This is a genomic window from Pseudoalteromonas sp. A41-2 (assembly GCF_015767615.1).
Lineage (GTDB): Bacteria > Pseudomonadota > Gammaproteobacteria > Enterobacterales > Alteromonadaceae > Pseudoalteromonas > Pseudoalteromonas lipolytica.
In genome coordinates this window covers 1,413,236-1,429,072 of record NZ_CP065231.1, presented here as the reverse complement: position 1 = coordinate 1,429,072, position 15,837 = coordinate 1,413,236, and the positions used below count along the sequence as shown (strand labels likewise).

The window sequence follows — 15,837 nt, the reverse complement described above, 5'->3', positions numbered from 1 at the left end:
TTATTAACTCGAGGTTAAGGAATGTTACTAAGAGCAAGCGTTTTGCTTGGTTTATTGGCATTAACAGGGTGTGAAGATCCGCTTACACTGGCTAAAGTGTGCGACGAAACACCGGGTTTTTGTAGTGATCTAAACAAAGATAGCCACTGCAAAGAACAACGTGCCGATGTGATAATTCAACGTTATGTTGAATATAAGTCACCCACTGACGAAAACAAATATCAATTATTGAAAGACTTTGAAAAATATAATCAATGTGTGTCTTTGGCAGCAAAAATTGAGCATATTAAGTTAAAAGAAAAAACCACATCTCGTGTGGAAGGTCATTTAACCAGTATTAAAGAAATGACACGTATCTTCCAAGACACAAAAGATACCAATCATCCAGGGCTACTCTATTACCATTGGTCACGCAATAACGACCAATCAGCGTTATCAAAATTACTTGCTTTAGAGAACAAACAAGATAAACGCGTAACAGAAAATGCAGAAATACAATTTTTCTTAGCCAGTTACTATGTCAAGTTTGACGATGAAAAAACCATTGATCTGCTCTACAAAACATTAGAGCTAAATAAGGCGGGTCAAACACCTAACCCAGAAATTTATCCAACACTTGTAAGCTTATTTTACAAACACGAAAAATATAAGCACGCTTACACATTTGCACGTGTTGCACAATTATCAGGGTTTGAAAATGTTGATATCTTGCCGATTGAGCACAAGCTCACCGTTTCTGGTAAAAGTCTCGACAGCCTCAATGAGCTCGCACAAAAAACTTACGACAGCATTCAAGCTGGCGAATTTGTCTCGCCCCGAGGCTTTTAAAAATAAAAAAGGCAGCGAATGCTGCCTTTTCTTATTTTGATTTGCTTGTACCAACTTCCACACGAGTTTTAAGCTTCTGACCTGGTCTAAAGGTCACAACTCGGCGTGCCGAAATAGGGATGTCTTCGCCTGTTTTCGGATTACGGCCTGGACGTTCTTTTTTATCTCGAAGATCAAAGTTACCAAATCCAGAGAGCTTAACCTGCTCGCCTTTTTCTAGCGCTGAGCGGATTTCTTCAAAAAACGCTTCAACTAAATCTTTGGCATCTTTTTTATTGATCCCGAGTTTTTCAAATAGGTGTTCAGCTATGTCGGCTTTAGTAAGCGCCATATCTAGTCCCTCAACGATGCGTTAAATTGTTCGGCCAATGCGGCCACCACATTATCAACTACTTGATTGATATCTTTCTCTTCGAGCGTTCTATCAACCGCTTGCAGTGTTAGAGCAATCGCCAAACTCTTATAATTTGGCTCAATACCTTTGCCCTTATACACATCGAATAAGTTTAGGTCAACCAATTGATTTCCGCCAACTTTTTCTATGACCTTAAAAATATCACCCGATTTCACGTGATCTTCCACTAAAATCGCGATATCACGGCGGTTTGACGGGAATTTCGACACTGCAACTGCTTCAGGTAATTTTCTTTTTTCAAGAGCCGACATTTCAATTTCAAACACGAATGCTGTGTTATTGATATCTAGCGACTTTTGTACTTGTGGGTGAACCGCACCAAAGAAACCAACCTTTTTACCATCAGCATAAATAACGGCAGATTGACCAGGGTGTAAGCCATCTGACTGTTCTGCTTTTATCTCAAAACGTGACATATCGTTGCTAATAGCTAAAAGTGCCTCAACATCGCCCTTTAAGTCATAAAAATCAACAGGACGCTTTTCTTGAACCCAATGTTCACCGTGAGCAAGACCCGAAATCACACCACCGATTACCGCAACTTGGTTTACCCCGTTTTCGGCCTGTTCGTCACGTAAGAATTTTAAGCCATGTTCAAACAAACGAACACGCGGTTGCTGACGATTTTGGTTATACACCAATGATGCCAACAAGCCAGGCATTAAGCTTACACGCATCGCTGACATTTCAACTGAAATTGGGTGCGGTAATATCAATGCATCACTTTGCGGATGCAGGATTGCTTGTGCTTTAGGGTCTACGAAGCTGTATGTGATGGCTTCTTGATAACCACGTGTCACTAAAGTATTACGGAATTTAGTAACCGAAACATGTGATTCATTGTGGTTAGTCATTTTTAGCTTAGCTGTCGGCGCTACGTTTGGAATGCTGTTATAACCAAACACACGCGCCACTTCTTCAATTAAGTCTTCTTCGATACGGATATCAAAGCGGTAACTAGGTACATCAGCGCTCCATACACCATCGACAATTTTCACGTCTAAGCCTAAACGCGTTAGGATATCAGTAACTTTTGCATCATCAATGTGATAACCAATGACACGGTCTAAACGCTCACGGCGTAAACGCACTTCAGTTACTTTTGGCAATTTATCATTTGCAACCGCTTCAACGACTGGACCTGCTTCACCACCTACAATATCAAGTAACAGTGCTGTTGCACGCTCCATTGCATCTTTTTGCAAGGCAAAGTCAACACCGCGCTCATAGCGATGTGATGCATCTGTGTGAAGACCGTAACTACGTGCTTGGCCCGCAATAGCAACTGGGTTGAAAAACGCACTTTCTAATAAAATATCAGAGGTTGATTCTGTCACACCTGACTTTTCGCCACCAAAAATACCTGCAATAGCAAGCGCTTTGTTGTGATCTGCAATAACAAGCGTAGACTCATTCAGTTTAGCTGTGTTGCCATCAAGAAGGACCAACTCTTCGCCCGCATGAGCGCTGCGAACTTTAATGCCGCCTTCAATCGCATTTAAGTCAAATGCGTGCATTGGGTGGCCAAGCTCTAATAACACGTAGTTTGTTACATCAACCACTGGGTCGATTGAACGAATACCACTGCGGCGCAGCTTTTCTACCATCCAAAGTGGTGTCTGTGCATCTAAGTTAATTCCCTTGATTACACGACCTAAATAACGAGGACAGGCATCATCGTTAACAAGTTCAATTGAAACTTTGTCGTCGATCGTTGCAGCAACTGGCGCAATATCAAGTGTATTAACATCAATACTGTTTAGAACACCCACTTCACGGGCAAGACCTTTTATGCCTAAACAGTCACCACGGTTTGGTGTAAGGTCAACATCAATGATGTTGTCATCTAGGTTTAAATACTCGCGTAAATCTGTACCGATTGGTGCATCAGCTGGCAATTCCATGATGCCGTCGCCTTCTTCGCTGATCCCTAATTCAACGAATGCACACAGCATACCATGTGAGGGTTGACCACGAAGCTTGGCTTTTTTAATTTTAAAGTCGCCAGGTAAAACTGCACCAACCGTGGCGACAGCTACTTTTAGTCCTTGACGGCAGTTTGGTGCACCACACACGATATCAAGAAGCTCATCACCGCCAACATTTACTTTAGTCACACGTAGTTTGTCTGCATCTGGGTGCTGACCGCATTCAACAACTTCACCAACGACAACACCGGTAAATTCTGCCGCTGCGGGCTCCACGCCATCCACTTCAAGACCAGCCATTGATAACTGTTCCGAAAGAGCCTGCGTGTCGATTGCTGGGTTAACCCACTCTCTTAACCACTTTTCACTAAATTTCATTTTATTTCTTCACTCTTAACGGAACTGGTTTAGGAATTTTAAATCGTTTTCGAAAAATGCACGTAAGTCATTTACGCCATAACGTAACATTGTTAAGCGCTCTACACCCATACCGAATGCAAAGCCGGTGTATTTTTCAGGATCGATACCTACTGATTTAAGAACGTTAGGGTGTACCATGCCACAACCAAGTACTTCTAACCATTTACCGTTTTTACCCATTACGTCAACCTCTGCTGATGGCTCAGTAAATGGGAAGTAAGATGGACGGAAACGAATTTCCATATCTTCTTCAAAGAAGTTACGTAGAAAATCGTGAAGAATACCTTTTAACTCTGTGAAACTAACATCTGTATCAACCATCAAGCCTTCCACTTGGTGGAACATCGGCGTGTGCGTTTGGTCATAATCGTTACGGTATACACGACCAGGAGAGATAATACGCAATGGCGGCTGTTCCGTTTCCATAGTACGAATTTGCACACCACTTGTTTGCGTACGTAGCACAAGCTTAGGATTAAAATAGAAAGTATCGTGATCCGCACGCGCTGGATGATGCTCAGGAATATTTAATGCGTCGAAGTTATGAAAATCGTCTTCAACTTCAGGACCTGATTTAACCGCAAAACCTAATTCGCCGAAAAAGCTCTCAATTCGCTCAATTGTACGAGTTACTGGGTGTAAGCCACCTGTTGGCATGACACGACCGGGTAATGTTACGTCGATCGTTTCTGCGGCTAGCTTTTCTTCAAGAGCCTTACTTGCTAGTAACTCACGCTTTTCGTTGATTGCTGTTTGTACTTCTTGTTTTGCTTGGTTAATCACTTGACCCGCTTCTTTACGCTCTTCAGGGGCAATCTTGCCAAGCGTTTTAAGTAAGTTGGTGATTTCACCCTTTTTACCAAGGTAATTAACCCTGATATCTTCTAATTGCGCGATTTCACTCGCACTGGCTACAGCCTCAAGTGCTTGCGCTAAAATATTTTCTAAGTTCATTGAGTACCTGGTTTTTCACAGAGGATTTTGTAATAGCTAATGATAACTGAAAGCAAGGACTAGATTCTAGCCCTACTAAAGCTTTAACGTTGATTTTATGAAAGGAATAGTTAATTTTCTTTGTGCAGCCATCGATGCATGGTCAAGTTTGTCCAATACATCCAATAATGCTCGCATATCACGACTTAATCGGGTTAATAAAAAGCGGGCACACTCATCGGTTAATTCAAGGCCACGCATATGAGCACGACGTACTAGCGCTTCTGCTTTATCATCATCGCTCATAGAACGAATTTGCAACGTTGTGCCCCACTTTAAACGCGACTCCAAGTCGGGCAAATTAATATGCAACATGTCTGGAAGCAAATCAGCCGTTACCACTAAAAACTTGCTCGGCTCGTTAAAGCGATTAAAAAAGTTAAAAAGGCCTTTTTCCCACGCATCATTCCCTGCAATAAGGTGCAAGTCATCAATACATAGAACATCGAGCGTTTCTAATCCTTCGAGCACAACTGGACCAAAATCAATGACCTCTCGCATCGATAACAACATCGTTGATAGACCCAGTTCTTGCGCGTGAATACAGGTTGCATAAAGTAAGTGTGACTTGCCTGAGTCACCTAAACCACACAAATATGTGTATTGAAACTTGCTATTTAACTTAGTAAAAGCATCTTTCAAGTGGCTGACTTCAAGCGAGTTTTCACCACCAAAATACGATGTAAATGTTTCATCATCAGGCAACGTTACTGGCAATGCCATTTGCATAGGTTCTTGCACGAGTGTTAAAGCCCCTGCCATTGATACTCTAGTTCATCGTTGTTGACGACTTGATAAAAATCTCTTGGGTTTTGGTAGGCTTTAAAAGCACTATCAAGTTCTAATGCTTTTCTAAAATCATTCATACTGCCAGTGTGGTTCACAACAAATTGTACGGAGTCAGGAGTACGAACAGCAATTTGTGCTTGTGTAACAACACTTAAACTTTCTAAGCGACGTTTTGCAAACTCAATATCAACAAAGTTCGTAATTCCTTTTAAATGAAAGGTTGCGGTTGCGAGTTGCCCAATCATGGTAGGATCAATGGCGTACTCAAGCGCTAAGCCGCCTGCTAGGCTATCTACCATATCAGCCACAATTTGTTGCTTATCACCCACCAAGCGATTCGATTCAAACAATTCATCATTGGTAAACCGCCAATCAAGCACCCACGTTTCAGAATCCTGCTGTTTATACATGCGCGCAGTAATACTTCTTTCAGCACTGTAACGACTTGAAGCTCGCTCTACAGGGTCTGAAAAGTTCCCCCATACTTCTGGTATACCGACAATGGCTCGATCTTCTAAATCAAGCAATGGCACAACAACGGGTAAACCGCGGCGACCTGCTTTATCATATATAAGCTGTTCAAGCTGAGGGTAACTTTCTTGTGTCACAAGTTCGCGACGCCAGTTATCTTCAATTGCAAGCCAAATTGCCACCAATGGACGACGAGTCCCCCAAAGTGGGAGATTTAAATCTTTAATTAACGCATTGATTTTATTCGCTTCAAATTTTACGACGAGATTTAAAGTGCCATCTGCTTTTTCGTCGTATTCGAATTTAAGCATGTAATCTGAAATGTCTTTCGTGCGCTCTTTCGCGGTTGGATTTTGATCCGCACTCGTGTCGCCACTCACTTTAACCAATACATTCAGAAGCGCTTCACGGCTTGCTGCTAGGCGAGCATCGCGTGATTTATCAGCCACTTTAAGGGTATCTTGGTATAAGTTGGTTACTTCAACTGCAAATACTGACGCACTCGAAAAAAATAATAATAAACAAATAAGTAATCTAGACACTGGCTATTAGTTCTTGCTTTTAAACTCATTTGATCCTAAATCAAAGCCATAAACAAAGCAAAGTTAATTTACTGAACGGTCGCTGATCATAAGGTGATTCATCGTGCACAACGCTGTTAGAAGACTCATTAATAAAGGACGAATCAGCGCTAGGCGAAGTAGACAGCTTTAAAGATTTCAGCCCACTCTTCCCCTTTGATCGATACATCGTGATTAAACACCGTAGGAGATTTATGGACTCCCATAAAATAATGACACTGCGAGTAATCGTATGCGTTTTCGTGCGTTTGGTTCTTTTCGCGAAAGCGCTAAAAGCTGTTCAGCTATGTTTTGGTTCAATGTTATTAACCGGTGATTTTATATAGCCTATATTAGATCAGATATTTAAGCGGAATGGTATTAGTTTAGCGTAAAGTGAGTGATTCAATAAACCCCTTCATTTTTGTCATCATGATTAAACAACATGGGAATCGTTATTAAACATCTGATTACAAAGCGTGGGAACGGCTTTAGCCGTGAATGTCAGGGGTGTTGTATGAAGGGCATATCAGACACTTTCGGCACTAAAGTGCCTCCTACGTCTCTTCACCTTGCGCTTATGCGCCTTTTATCTCTGTATGCAATCTCGGCATAGTGCTGGACGATTTAGCCCTGAACGCAAAAAACCCGCTGCATTGCTGCAACGGGTTTCTCTAATTAGGAGCCATGGTGCGCTACGCAGTAGGATGTCCTACTTTCACATGGTCAATGCCACACGATGCTTACAAAGATATAGGTCGTAGGGGTCTTGGTTGGGTATTTTATTTTTCTACAGGCAACAAAAAACCCGACTCTTTCGAATCGGGTTTTTCTAATTAGGAGCCTGGCGATGTCCTACTTTCACATGGCAAATGCCACACTATCATCGGCGCTGTTTCGTTTCACTACTGAGTTCGGCATGGAGTCAGGTGGGTCCAAAACGCTATTGTCACCAAGCAAAATGCGTGGAAAGGATTCTCGACAAAGCGCATCGCGCTTACGAGTCCTTTGCGCAAGGTGAACTGATTTCGCATTAAGCGCTGCGGTTCACCCTACATAAAATTCGGAATTCTGATAATCGTAAATCTACTTTAGTATACTAACTTCTGTCTGTTACGCTGTCATAAAACGCGTTTGGCGTTGTATGGTTAAGCCTCACGGGTAATTAGTACAGGTTAGCTTAATGGCTCACACCACTTCCACATCCTGCCTATCAACGTTGTAGTCTTCAACGGCCCTTCAGAGACTTTAAAAGTCTAGTGAGAACTCATCTCGAGGCCTGCTTCGCGCTTAGATGCTTTCAGCGCTTATCAGTTCCGAACGTAGCTACCGGGCAATGCCATTGGCATGACAACCCGAACACCAGCGGTTCGTTCACTCCGGTCCTCTCGTACTAGGAGCAACCCCTCTCAATTCTCAAACGCCCACGGCAGATAGGGACCGAACTGTCTCACGACGTTCTAAACCCAGCTCGCGTACCACTTTAAATGGCGAACAGCCATACCCTTGGGACCGACTTCAGCCCCAGGATGTGATGAGCCGACATCGAGGTGCCAAACACCGCCGTCGATATGAACTCTTGGGCGGTATCAGCCTGTTATCCCCGGAGTACCTTTTATCCGTTGAGCGATGGCCCTTCCATTCAGAACCACCGGATCACTATGACCTACTTTCGTACCTGCTCGACGTGTCTGTCTCGCAGTTAAGCTGGCTTCTACCATTACACTAACCGTACGATGTCCGACCGTACTTAGCCAACCTTCGTGCTCCTCCGTTACTCTTTGGGAGGAGACCGCCCCAGTCAAACTACCCACCAGGCACTGTCCGTAACCCCGATTAGGGGCCAACGTTAGAACATCAAAACTACAAGGGTGGTATTTCAAGGACGGCTCCACAAAGACTAGCGTCTCTGCTTCAAAGCCTCCCACCTATCCTACACATGTAGGTTCAATGTTCAGTGCCAAGCTGTAGTAAAGGTTCACGGGGTCTTTCCGTCTAGCCGCGGGTACACAGCATCTTCACTGCGATTTCAATTTCACTGAGTCTCGGGTGGAGACAGCGTGGCCATGGTTACACCATTCGTGCAGGTCGGAACTTACCCGACAAGGAATTTCGCTACCTTAGGACCGTTATAGTTACGGCCGCCGTTTACCGGGGCTTCGATCAAGAGCTTCGTCCGAAAACTAACCCCATCAATTAACCTTCCGGCACCGGGCAGGTGTCACACCGTATACGTCATCTTGCGATTTTGCACAGTGCTGTGTTTTTAATAAACAGTCCCAGCCACCTGGTCACTGCGGCTCCAATCAGCTTAAAGAGCAAGTCTCATCACCAATCGGAGCGTACCTTCTCCCGAAGTTACGGTACGATTTTGCCTAGTTCCTTCACCCGAGTTCTCTCAAGCGCCTTAGTATTCTCTACCTGACCACCTGTGTCGGTTTGGGGTACGATTCGGTATAATCTGAAGCTTAGAGGCTTTTCCTGGAAGTATGGCATCAACAACTTCACCACCTTAGTGGCTCGTCTCGTGTCTCAGTCTTAAGAGTCCGGATTTTCCTAAACTCTCAACCTACTCACTTTCACATGGACAACCAACGCCATGCTTGCTTAGCCTGCTCCGTCCCCCCATCGCAATTATACCAAGTACGGGAATATTAACCCGTTTCCCATCGACTACGCCTTTCGGCCTCGCCTTAGGGGTCGACTTACCCTACCCTGATTAACATGGGATAGGAACCCTTGGTCTTCCGGCGTGCGGGTTTTTCACCCGCATTATCGTTACTCATGTCAGCATTCGCACTTCTGATACCTCCAGCAACCCTCCCGGGTCACCTTCAACGGCTTACAGAACGCTCCCCTACCACTCAAAATAAATTTTGAATCCGCAGCTTCGGTGCATAGTTTAGCCCCGTTACATCTTCCGCGCAGACCGACTCGACCAGTGAGCTATTACGCTTTCTTTAAAGGGTGGCTGCTTCTAAGCCAACCTCCTGGCTGTCTGGGCCTTTCCACATCGTTTCCCACTTAACTATGACTTTGGGACCTTAGCTGGCGGTCTGGGTTGTTTCCCTCTTCACGACGGACGTTAGCACCCGCCGTGTGTCTCCCGGATAGTACTTTACGGTATTCGGAGTTTGCAAAGGGTTGGTAAGTCGGGATGACCCCCTAGCCTTAACAGTGCTCTACCCCCGTAAGTATTCGTCCGAGGCTCTACCTAAATAGATTTCGGGGAGAACCAGCTATCTCCCGGTTTGATTAGCCTTTCACTCCTAGCCACAGGTCATCCCCTAACTTTTCAACGTTAGTGGGTTCGGTCCTCCAGTTGATGTTACTCAACCTTCAACCTGCCCATGGCTAGATCACCGGGTTTCGGGTCTATACCTTGCAACTCAACGCCCAGTTAAGACTCGGTTTCCCTACGGCTACCCTAATCGGTTAACCTCGCTACAAAATATAAGTCGCTGACCCATTATACAAAAGGTACGCAGTCACCCAACAAGTGGGCTCCTACTGCTTGTACGTACACGGTTTCAGGTTCTATTTCACTCCCCTCACAGGGGTTCTTTTCGCCTTTCCCTCACGGTACTGGTTCACTATCGGTCAGTTGGGAGTATTTAGCCTTAGATGATGGTCCACCTATATTCAGTCAAAGTTTCACGTGCTCCGACCTACTCGATTTCACTTAAGATGCATTTTCGTGTACGGGACTATCACCCTGTATCGTCATACTTTCCAGAATGTTCCACTAACACATAATAAGCTTAAGGGCTGGTCCGGTTTCGCTCGCCGCTACTTCCGGAATCTCGGTTGATTTCTGTTCCTACGGGTACTTAGATGTTTCAGTTCTCCGCGTTCGCCTCTTACACCTATGTATTCAGTGCAAGATACCTGCAAGCAGGTGGGTTTCCCCATTCGGAAATCCTAGTCTCAAGTGCTTTTTACTAGCTTGACTAGGCTTATCGCAAGTTAATACGTCCTTCATCGCCTCCAACTGCCAAGGCATCCACCGTGTACGCTTAGTCACTTAACCATACAACCCAAACGGGTCTTTGTTAGTGACAGCTGTTAACTTCGCCAGAAGTTAATTCATCAAATAATGATGAGAATACTAAAGTAGATACCGATTAATCTGTCGATTAATTGGCATATTTTTACTTTTGAAAACTCTTGATAAATAACAATGTATTCATCAGAATTTATTATCAGCTTTCCAAATTTTTAAAGAGCATATTAATTAGTGAAGCCAATGGCTTTACTAACTAACAATCATCTGTGTGGACACTACGAACAAATAAGTTCTAAATCGTATAAGGAGGTGATCCAGCCCCAGGTTCCCCTAGGGCTACCTTGTTACGACTTCACCCCAGTCATGAATCACTCCGTGGTGAACGTCCTCCCGAAGGTTAGACTATCCACTTCTGGAGCAACCCACTCCCATGGTGTGACGGGCGGTGTGTACAAGGCCCGGGAACGTATTCACCGCGTCATTCTGATACGCGATTACTAGCGATTCCGACTTCATGGAGTCGAGTTGCAGACTCCAATCCGGACTACGACGCACTTTAAGTGATTCGCTTACCCTCGCAGGTTCGCAGCACTCTGTATGCGCCATTGTAGCACGTGTGTAGCCCTACACGTAAGGGCCATGATGACTTGACGTCGTCCCCACCTTCCTCCGGTTTATCACCGGCAGTCTCCTTAGAGTTCCCGACCGAATCGCTGGCAACTAAGGATAGGGGTTGCGCTCGTTGCGGGACTTAACCCAACATCTCACAACACGAGCTGACGACAGCCATGCAGCACCTGTATCAGAGTTCCCGAAGGCACCAAACCATCTCTGGTAAGTTCTCTGTATGTCAAGTGTAGGTAAGGTTCTTCGCGTTGCATCGAATTAAACCACATGCTCCACCGCTTGTGCGGGCCCCCGTCAATTCATTTGAGTTTTAACCTTGCGGCCGTACTCCCCAGGCGGTCTACTTAATGCGTTAGCTTTGAAAAACAGTTCCGAGGAACCGAGCTTCTAGTAGACATCGTTTACGGCGTGGACTACCAGGGTATCTAATCCTGTTTGCTCCCCACGCTTTCGTACATGAGCGTCAGTGTTGACCCAGGTGGCTGCCTTCGCCATCGGTATTCCTTCAGATCTCCACGCATTTCACCGCTACACCTGAAATTCTACCACCCTCTATCACACTCTAGTTTGCCAGTTCGAAATGCAGTTCCCAGGTTGAGCCCGGGGCTTTCACATCTCGCTTAACAAACCGCCTGCGTACGCTTTACGCCCAGTAATTCCGATTAACGCTCGCACCCTCCGTATTACCGCGGCTGCTGGCACGGAGTTAGCCGGTGCTTCTTCTGTAAGTAACGTCACAGCTGAATGCTATTAACATCCAACCTTTCCTCCTTACTGAAAGTGCTTTACAACCCGAAGGCCTTCTTCACACACGCGGCATGGCTGCATCAGGCTTGCGCCCATTGTGCAATATTCCCCACTGCTGCCTCCCGTAGGAGTCTGGGCCGTGTCTCAGTCCCAGTGTGGCTGATCATCCTCTCAAACCAGCTAGGGATCGTCGCCTTGGTGAGCCATTACCTCACCAACTAGCTAATCCCACTTGGGCTGATCTTATGGCGCGAGGCCCGAAGGTCCCCCGCTTTGGTCCGAAGACATTATGCGGTATTAGCAGTCGTTTCCAACTGTTGTCCCCCACCATAAGGTACATTCCCAAGCATTACTCACCCGTCCGCCGCTCGTCAGCAGAGTAGCAAGCTACTCTCTGTTACCGCTCGACTTGCATGTGTTAGGCCTGCCGCCAGCGTTCAATCTGAGCCATGATCAAACTCTTCAATTAAAAGTTTTTTCTGTCCTTCCCATTAAGGGAGCGGACATGCTCAATGAATTCTGAATTTATTTAACATCTTTCGATGTTGAATTGACTGTGCTGAAATAAGTAAACTTATTTCCGTTGGTCACTCAGTTTAAATTGAGACTCTAAATTTGTTTGTCTTACTACCTAAGTAGCTCGACTGTTAGAACTCAATCTGTACGAGTGCCCACACAGATGATTGCTTTATATTGTTAAAGAACGTTTCGAGTTGCTTTCGCGTCTCGAGGGATGCGTATAATACATCCTTAATTTTTCGAGTCAACACTTAATTTTAAACTTTCTTTCGAAGACTTAAAACCGAAGTTTTACTTAACTCTCTGCTACGTTGTTCAGCGTCTTTCGTTGCTGCCCGCCGTGTCAGTGAGGTCGCATTATAGGGAGATGGATTTTTTACGCAAGCACTTTTCTTACTATTTTTTAATTATTTTTAAATACGTTAGATACCCACTAAGTACCAACATCTTACCCACAAAACCCTGTGGATAACTCTGGTTTTTTAACAGAATTACTAAACTATCCCTCTTTGTTGTGGTAAGTTGCGCCGCAGATTTTCCACTCGCTCACAAGGCATGTAAAATGACAGATATTATAAATAGTATAAGTGGCCTACTTTGGGGTCACATTCTGGTTTACCTATTAATAGCTGCGGGGCTATTTTTTACTCTTCGACTCGGTTTCATTCAATTCACCCAATTCCCCCATATGATCAAGGTTATGTTTCATAGCCGCCAAGGTTCAGGAGAAGGCATCTCCTCTTTTCAAGCTTTTTGTACTTCTTTAGCCGCTCGCGTTGGTACAGGTAATATGGCGGGTGTAGCAGTTGCACTTTATTTAGGGGGCGCAGGTGCTATTTTTTGGATGTGGTTGATTGCTTTAATTGGTATGGCAACCAGTTTTGCTGAAAGTACACTTGCGCAAGCTTATAAAACGGTCGATGAAGACGGTAACTTTCGAGGTGGTCCTGCTTATTATATGGAATACGGTTTAGGTAAACGTTGGATGGGCGTGATCTTTTCGCTGTGTTTGATCCTTGCCTTCGGCCTTGTATTTAATGCTGTACAATCTAACTCTATCGCTGCAGCGTTTGATGTCGCGTTTGGTATTCCAAAATATATTGTCGGTATTACGCTTGTGCTTGGTTCAGGCATTATTATTTTTGGTGGTTTAAAGACAATTTCTCGATTCGCAGAGATGGTTGTTCCCTTTATGGCGCTTGCCTACTTACTCGTCGCACTTTATGTCTGTGCAATCAACTATGAATTATTACCTAATGTGTTTATGCATGTAATTAATAGTGCATTTGGACTTGAACAAGCAGGTGCAGGTGCTATTGGTTATGGCGTGATGCAAGCAATGATCCAAGGTATAAAACGTGGTTTGTTCTCAAATGAAGCAGGTATGGGTAGCGCCGCGAATGCTGCTGCAACAGCAACACCTAATCCGCCACACCCAGCTTCACAAGGTTATGTACAAATGCTTGGCGTCTTTGTTGATACCATTATTATATGTACAGCCACAGCGGCTCTTATTTTATTATCTCAACAATTAATCCCAGAATCAGGGGTTACGGGTATTGCACTGACACAAGCAGCACTTGAGGAGCATGTTGGAAGTTGGGGCGCAACCTTTGTTGCAATTGCGATTTTATTCTTTGCATTCACATCGATAGTTGCCAATTACTCATACGCTGAAACAAATCTATTATTTCTAGAACATAACCACGCTGCAGGTATGGTGATCTTCAGATTATTAGTGCTGGGTATGGTAATGTTTGGCGCACTTGGTGAGTTACCTATTGTCTGGACTCTCGCTGATATATCCATGGGCCTTATGGCTATCGTCAACGTTATTGCGTTATTTATGTTGTCAGGTGTCGTAATTTGGCTTGCTAAAGACTACAACACCCAACGTAAAGCGGGCAAGCTACCCACGTTTGATCCGTCACAAAACGAAAAATTAAATCAAACAATACCAAAAGGTGCTTGGCGTAAGTAAGCTTGATAAGTCTTTGCTTAATTTAGTGTCGTATTTTCAGGGAGCTGTTCAGCTCCCTTTTTTGATTCTGCAAGCTTTTCAAAAACCGTGAGTAAGAATGTAACTTGCTGTTCGGTTAACGTTACTTTTAGCTTTTCTGTTAACTGAGCTTTGACTTTTGTTTTAAGGGCTTGCTTTTGTTCTGCCGAAAATAGCGGCTGAGTTTGTTGTTGGTAAGATTGCACTGCCGTGAGCACTTCCATCACCACTTCATTGTCAAAATCAACAAGTGCTGTTTTCGCTTTCTCGAGAGCTTGTTCTGTTTTATCAAATGCCGTTGAGACTTTTTTGACTAACACACTGACTTCATGAATCTTCAGTACGTCATTGATGTTAGACATGATAATCGCAACCGGAATAAGAACAAGCGCAATGGCGAAACACACACCAAACACTGCGCCTACCCAAAACTGATTTAAACCACGTTTAAATTGTTCCATTATCTGTCCTTGATACTTTATGAATAATACCACTGATAATGTAAGGAAATTTAACGCATACATTAATCAAGTAGCCATAAACAAACTATAAAGCTATTTTGGAAATAACAAAACTAATTAGAGTAAATAAGGAAATAGAAATAAATATGAAATAGAGTAGATATAAACTTTGAAGTATAAATGGTGCCCGGGGCCGGACTTGAACCGGCACGTCCTTACGAACGAGGGATTTTAAATCCCTTGTGTCTACCAATTCCACCACCCGGGCATCGGGTCGCTCTAAGAGCATGTGGAGTATTAAATGGAGGCGGAACCCGGAGTCGAACCGAGGTAGACGGATTTGCAATCCGCTGCATGGCCACTCTGCCATTCCGCCTTATCGCTTCCAAATAATTGGAGCGGCACACGAGGCTCGAACTCGTGACCTCAACCTTGGCAAGGTTGCGCTCTACCAACTGAGCTAGTGCCGCAAATTTAGTGTTTTATCCATACAGTTTAAACTAAATAAAGTTTAAATGGTGCCCGGGGCCGGACTTGAACCGGCACGTCCTTACGAACGAGGGATTTTAAATCCCTTGTGTCTACCAATTCCACCACCCGGGCATCGGGTTTGCTATTTAAAGCAAGTGGATAAAGCTAATATGGAGCGGCACACGAGGCTCGAACTCGTGACCTCAACCTTGGCAAGGTTGCGCTCTACCAACTGAGCTAGTGCCGCATCATATTAACTCTAAAGTTAAACTATTTTAAAACTACATTTGGTATTGTAGTTAACCACAAATGGTGCCCGGGGCCGGACTTGAACCGGCACGTCCTTACGAACGAGGGATTTTAAATCCCTTGTGTCTACCAATTCCACCACCCGGGCATCGGGTTGCTCAAAGAGCGTGTGGAGTGTTGAATGGAGGCGGAACCCGGAGTCGAACCGAGGTGGACGGATTTGCAATCCGCTGCATGGCCACTCTGCCATTCCGCCAAATTAGATAATTGGAGCGGCACACGAGGCTCGAACTCGTGACCTCAACCTTGGCAAGGTTGCGCTCTACCAACTGAGCTAGTGCCGCTTTTCTTTAT

Annotated in this window: 8 protein-coding genes, 8 tRNA genes and 3 rRNA genes; 2 read left to right on the top strand and 17 right to left on the bottom strand. The window is 44.6% G+C overall.

Annotation, left to right across the window (positions count from 1 at the left end; translation table 11 throughout):
• Positions 1-21: 21 nt before the first annotated feature.
• A complete protein-coding gene (locus IT970_RS06610; RefSeq protein ID WP_036969031.1) occupies positions 22-828 on the top strand; it encodes a DUF2989 domain-containing protein in 807 nt (268 codons plus the stop codon).
• A gap of 31 nt (positions 829-859) precedes the next feature.
• Here IT970_RS06610 and ihfA read toward each other — a convergent pair whose 3' ends face one another.
• The 8 genes from ihfA to IT970_RS06570 form a co-directional block, all read right to left on the bottom strand.
• The gene (gene ihfA / locus IT970_RS06605; protein WP_036969033.1) at positions 860-1,159 is read right to left on the bottom strand and encodes an integration host factor subunit alpha; all 300 of its coding nucleotides are present in this window, start codon (positions 1,157-1,159) and stop codon (positions 860-862) included.
• A gap of 2 nt (positions 1,160-1,161) precedes the next feature.
• Entirely contained in the window at positions 1,162-3,549 is a 2,388-nt protein-coding gene (pheT, locus tag IT970_RS06600; protein ID WP_074988358.1) for a phenylalanine--tRNA ligase subunit beta, read from the bottom strand.
• 15 nt (positions 3,550-3,564) lie between these two features.
• Positions 3,565-4,545, bottom strand: a complete 981-nt coding sequence (pheS, locus tag IT970_RS06595) for a phenylalanine--tRNA ligase subunit alpha (RefSeq protein WP_074988360.1) — start codon at positions 4,543-4,545, stop codon at positions 3,565-3,567.
• 75 nt (positions 4,546-4,620) lie between these two features.
• Entirely contained in the window at positions 4,621-5,346 is a 726-nt protein-coding gene (gene hda, locus IT970_RS06590) for a DnaA regulatory inactivator Hda (protein WP_213019300.1), read from the bottom strand.
• On the bottom strand, positions 5,331-6,386 hold the full coding sequence (locus IT970_RS06585; protein ID WP_036969039.1) for a DUF2066 domain-containing protein: 1,056 nt from the start codon (positions 6,384-6,386) through the stop codon (positions 5,331-5,333). Before IT970_RS06585 ends, hda begins: the two co-directional genes overlap by 16 nt.
• A gap of 860 nt (positions 6,387-7,246) precedes the next feature.
• A 5S ribosomal RNA gene (gene rrf / locus IT970_RS06580) occupies positions 7,247-7,361 on the bottom strand.
• Between the two features lie 187 nt (positions 7,362-7,548).
• Positions 7,549-10,434: ribosomal RNA gene (locus IT970_RS06575) — 23S ribosomal RNA — on the bottom strand.
• A 278-nt stretch (positions 10,435-10,712) separates the two neighbouring features.
• Positions 10,713-12,253: ribosomal RNA gene (locus IT970_RS06570) — 16S ribosomal RNA — on the bottom strand.
• Together the 16S, 23S and 5S rRNA genes form the textbook arrangement of a ribosomal RNA operon.
• A 612-nt stretch (positions 12,254-12,865) precedes the next feature.
• Here IT970_RS06570 and IT970_RS06565 point away from each other — a divergent pair.
• The gene (locus IT970_RS06565) at positions 12,866-14,284 is read left to right on the top strand and encodes an alanine/glycine:cation symporter family protein (protein ID WP_036969309.1); all 1,419 of its coding nucleotides are present in this window, start codon (positions 12,866-12,868) and stop codon (positions 14,282-14,284) included.
• 17 nt (positions 14,285-14,301) lie between these two features.
• Here IT970_RS06565 and IT970_RS06560 read toward each other — a convergent pair whose 3' ends face one another.
• The 9 genes from IT970_RS06560 to IT970_RS06520 form a co-directional block, all read right to left on the bottom strand.
• The gene (locus IT970_RS06560) at positions 14,302-14,763 is read right to left on the bottom strand and encodes a hypothetical protein (RefSeq protein ID WP_036969311.1); all 462 of its coding nucleotides are present in this window, start codon (positions 14,761-14,763) and stop codon (positions 14,302-14,304) included.
• 181 nt (positions 14,764-14,944) lie between these two features.
• Positions 14,945-15,031, bottom strand: a tRNA-Leu gene (locus IT970_RS06555).
• A gap of 34 nt (positions 15,032-15,065) precedes the next feature.
• Positions 15,066-15,139, bottom strand: a tRNA-Cys gene (locus IT970_RS06550).
• 18 nt (positions 15,140-15,157) lie between these two features.
• A tRNA-Gly gene (locus IT970_RS06545) sits at positions 15,158-15,233 on the bottom strand.
• A 46-nt stretch (positions 15,234-15,279) separates the two neighbouring features.
• A tRNA-Leu gene (locus IT970_RS06540) sits at positions 15,280-15,366 on the bottom strand.
• Positions 15,367-15,405: 39 nt separating this feature from the next.
• Positions 15,406-15,481, bottom strand: a tRNA-Gly gene (locus IT970_RS06535).
• 63 nt (positions 15,482-15,544) lie between these two features.
• Positions 15,545-15,631 (bottom strand) — tRNA-Leu (locus IT970_RS06530).
• Positions 15,632-15,665: 34 nt separating this feature from the next.
• A tRNA-Cys gene (locus IT970_RS06525) sits at positions 15,666-15,739 on the bottom strand.
• Positions 15,740-15,751: 12 nt separating this feature from the next.
• A tRNA-Gly gene (locus IT970_RS06520) sits at positions 15,752-15,827 on the bottom strand.
• Positions 15,828-15,837: the final 10 nt, after the last annotated feature.